The sequence below is a fragment of the Streptomyces sp. NPDC002125 genome (assembly GCF_053593715.1).
The window spans coordinates 1-3,642 of record NZ_JBSFDD010000074.1 but is presented as its reverse complement, the minus strand read 5'-3'; the positions used below and the strand labels follow the sequence as shown (position 1 = coordinate 3,642).

Sequence of the window (3,642 nt, the reverse complement as noted above, 5' to 3'; positions counted from 1 at the left end):
GTTGCGTCGTGATGACGGTGGCCTGGACCGGTTCTTCACGTCGTTGGCCGAGGCGTGGGTGCAGGGTGTGGAGGTGGACTGGTCTCAGGCGTTCGAGGGGACGGGTGCGTCGTGGGTGGATCTGCCGACGTATGCCTTCCAACGCCGCCGCTACTGGCTCGACGCTCCGACCGGAGCTCGCGGCGACATGGGCTCGGTCGGCCTGCTGTCGACGGAACACCCCATGCTCGGAGCGGCGGTGGACCTCCCTCATTCCGAGGGAGCAGTCTTCACCGGGCGCATCTCGTTGCGTACGCATCCATGGCTGGCCGATCACGCCGTCGGCTCCACCGTGTTGTTGCCGGGAACAGGCTTCCTGGAGCTGGCTGTCCGGGCGGGTGACGAGGTCGGTTGCGAGGTCGTGGAGGAGCTGACGCTCCAAGCCCCACTTCTCCTTCCGGATAGCGGTGGCGTACACCTGAGGGTGACCGTCGCGGAGCCGGACGGGACCGGTCGGCGCGCGGTGAGTGTGTACTCGCGTGGTGATTCCGCGTCGTTCGCGGAGACGTGGATCTGCCACGCCACGGGTGTCCTTGCGACGGGCGGTGCGGGGCCACGGGTGGATCTGGCCACCTGGCCCCCGACTGATGCCGTCCCGGTGGACACGGCAGCGCTGTACGACGAACTGGCCGAGTCCGGGCATGGATACGGCCCGGTGTTCCAGGGCGTACGGGCGGCATGGCGGCGCGGCGACGAGGTGTTTGCCGAGGTTGCGCTCCTTGAGGAGGCACACGGGGACGCCAGGCGATTCAGGATGCATCCGGCACTGCTGGACGCGGCCTTGCACGGTCTGCGGCTCAGCGGGTTCTTCACCGACGGGCTGGCACGGTTGCCGTTCGAGTGGCGTGGTGTGTCGCTGTATGCGGCGGGCGCGTCCGCGCTCCGCGTGCGTCTCGCACCGGCCGGCACGGACACGGACGCGGTAACGGTGGCGGTGGCCGACAGCACCGGGCAGCCGGTTGCTTCGATCGGATCGCTGCTGACGCGGCCCGTCGATCCCCAGCGGCTCGCCACCGCGCAGGGCGCGCAGGGCGACGCGCTGTACCGCGTCCAGTGGACCCCGACATCGCAGGGGGCTCCGTCAGAGGCCGTGAGTCGCGCGGGATGGGCATTCATCGGTGATGCCGCGTCAGGGACAAGCGAGTCGTACGAGGACTTCGCCTCGCTGGCCGCGGCGATCGGAGAGGGCGTCACGACGCCTGACACGGTCGTGGCGCGCTTCACCGCGCCGGCTGTCGAGCACAGCGCGACGCCCGCTTCGGCTCGTGCCACCCTGCACTACGCCCTGGAACTGACGCAGGTGTGGCTCACGGACGAGCGGTTCGCCGCGTCCCGCCTGGTGCTGATCACACGTGGCGCCGTCACCGTCGGGCCGGGCGACATGGCACCCGACCCTTCGACCGCAGCCGTGTGGGGTCTGCTCCGCGTGGCACAGACGGAGAACCCGGGCCGGTTCGTACTCGTCGACACCGACCAGCAGAACCTGCCCGGCGACGTCCTGGCGTGGGCACTGGCTGCTGATGAGCCGCAGGTCGCCGTACGTGAAGAGACAGGTTACGTACCCCGGCTCGTGCCGGCCACGCTGCCCGCTCAGGCAGCTCCCTCCCAGAGCGCTCCGCAGTGGGGTGCGCCAGACGGAACGATTCTTCTGACGGGAGCCACGGGCACCCTGGGCGGTCTGATCGCCCGGCACCTTGTCGCGCAGCACGGTGCGCGGCACCTGCTGCTCGTCAGCCGCCGAGGCGACAGCGCCCCCGGCGCGGCGGACCTGGTGGCCGAACTGTCCGAGTGGGGAGCGGAAGTCTCGATGGCCGCTTGTGACGTGTCCGACCGTGCCGCGCTGGCCGACCTGCTGCGCCTGATCCCGTCCGAGCATCCGCTGACCGCCGTCGTGCACGCGGCGGGCGTGCTCGACGACGGCCTGATCCCCGCGCTGACGCCCGAACGGCTCGACCGTGTGCTGATGCCAAAGGCTGACGCAGCGTGGAACCTGCACGAGCTGACGCGTGACCTGGACCTGTCGGCGTTCGTGCTGTTCTCCTCGGCCTCTGGCGTGCTGGGCAGCGCGGGGCAGGGCAACTACGCCGCGGCGAACGCCTATCTGGACGCGCTGGCGGCCGTACGGCGCGCCGAGGACCTGCCGGCAACGGCCATGGCCTGGGGCTTCTGGGAACAACGCAGTGCCATGACGGGCCAGCTTGCCGAGGCGGACCTCGCCCGTATCGCTCGTTCCGGACTGGTCGAGCTGTCCTCGGAGGAAGGGCTCGCCCTCTTCGACGCCGCTGTGACAGCGCGAGAGCCGCTACTGCTGCCCGTGCGGTTCGACGTGGCCGCATTGCGCACTTCGGATGCCCCCGTACCTTCGGTGCTGCGCGATCTGGCCCGAGGTCCGGTGCGTCGTCGTCGCGCGGCGGAGGCCGGCGGGTCCGCCTCCGGCCTGACGCAACGGCTGTCGGGGCTCACGAAGAAGGAGCGCCTGCATACGCTCTCGGAACTCGTGCACGGCCATGTCGCGACCGTGCTGGGACGAGCCCCGGCTGACGCCCTGGCGGACGACCGTCCGTTCAAGGACCTCGGTTTCGACTCGCTGATGGCGGTCGAACTCCGTAACCGGCTGAATGCGGCGACCGGGCTGAGGCTGCCCGCCACGCTGGTCTTCGACCACCCCACGTCGGCCGCCCTGGTCCGTCATCTGCTCGGTGAACTGGCATCGGTGACAGACGGGCAGTCAGCTGACGTACAGGACGCTGTTGTTACCTCCTCCACGCAGAGTCCGGCGCCGATTGCCACGGACGACGATCCGATCGCCGTCGTCGCCATGAGCTGCCGATTCCCCGGTGGCGTCGCCACGCCCGAGGACCTGTGGGACCTGGTCATGGCACGTACGGACGCGATCACTCCCTTCCCTATGAACCGTGGCTGGGATCTGGAGAACCTGTACGACCCCGACCCGGACCGGCAGGGGAAGAGCTACGTCCGGGAGGGGGGCTTCCTCCACTCCGCTGCCGACTTCGACCCCGGCTTCTTCGGGATCTCGCCGCGCGAGGCGCTGGCGATGGACCCGCAGCAGCGGCTGCTGCTCGAGACCTCGTGGGAGGCGCTCGAACGGGCAGGGATCGACCCTGGAACGGTGCGCGGAAGCCGGGCGGGTGTGTTCGCGGGCGTGATGTACAACGACTACGGTTCGCGGCTGCGAGCCGTCCCGGAGGGGTTCGAGGGCACCCTCGGAGCGGGCAGCGCCGGCAGCGTCGCCTCCGGTCGTGTGGCGTACACGCTTGGTCTTGAGGGCCCTGCGGTGACGGTGGACACGGCGTGTTCGTCGTCATTGGTGGCACTGCACCTGGCGGTGCAGTCCCTGCGGAACGGTGAGTGCACGCTCGCCCTGGCGGGTGGCGTCACGGTGATGTCCACGCCGTCGGTGTTCGTGGAGTTCAGCCGACAGCGCGGCCTCGCCGTGGACGGCCGCTGCAAGTCGTTCTCCGACACGGCCGACGGGGCTGCGTGGTCCGAGGGTGCGGGGATGTTGTTGCTGGAGCGGTTGTCGGATGCGCGGCGTAACGGTCATCCGGTGCTGGCGGTGGTGCGTGGTTCGGCGGTGAATCA

At 69.9% G+C, this 3,642-nt stretch carries 1 protein-coding gene; it reads left to right on the top strand.

The window, feature by feature from the left end; genetic code table 11:
• On the top strand, positions 1-3,642 hold a 3,642-nt coding region (locus tag ACWCQM_RS40810; RefSeq protein WP_450920120.1), incomplete at both ends, for an SDR family NAD(P)-dependent oxidoreductase.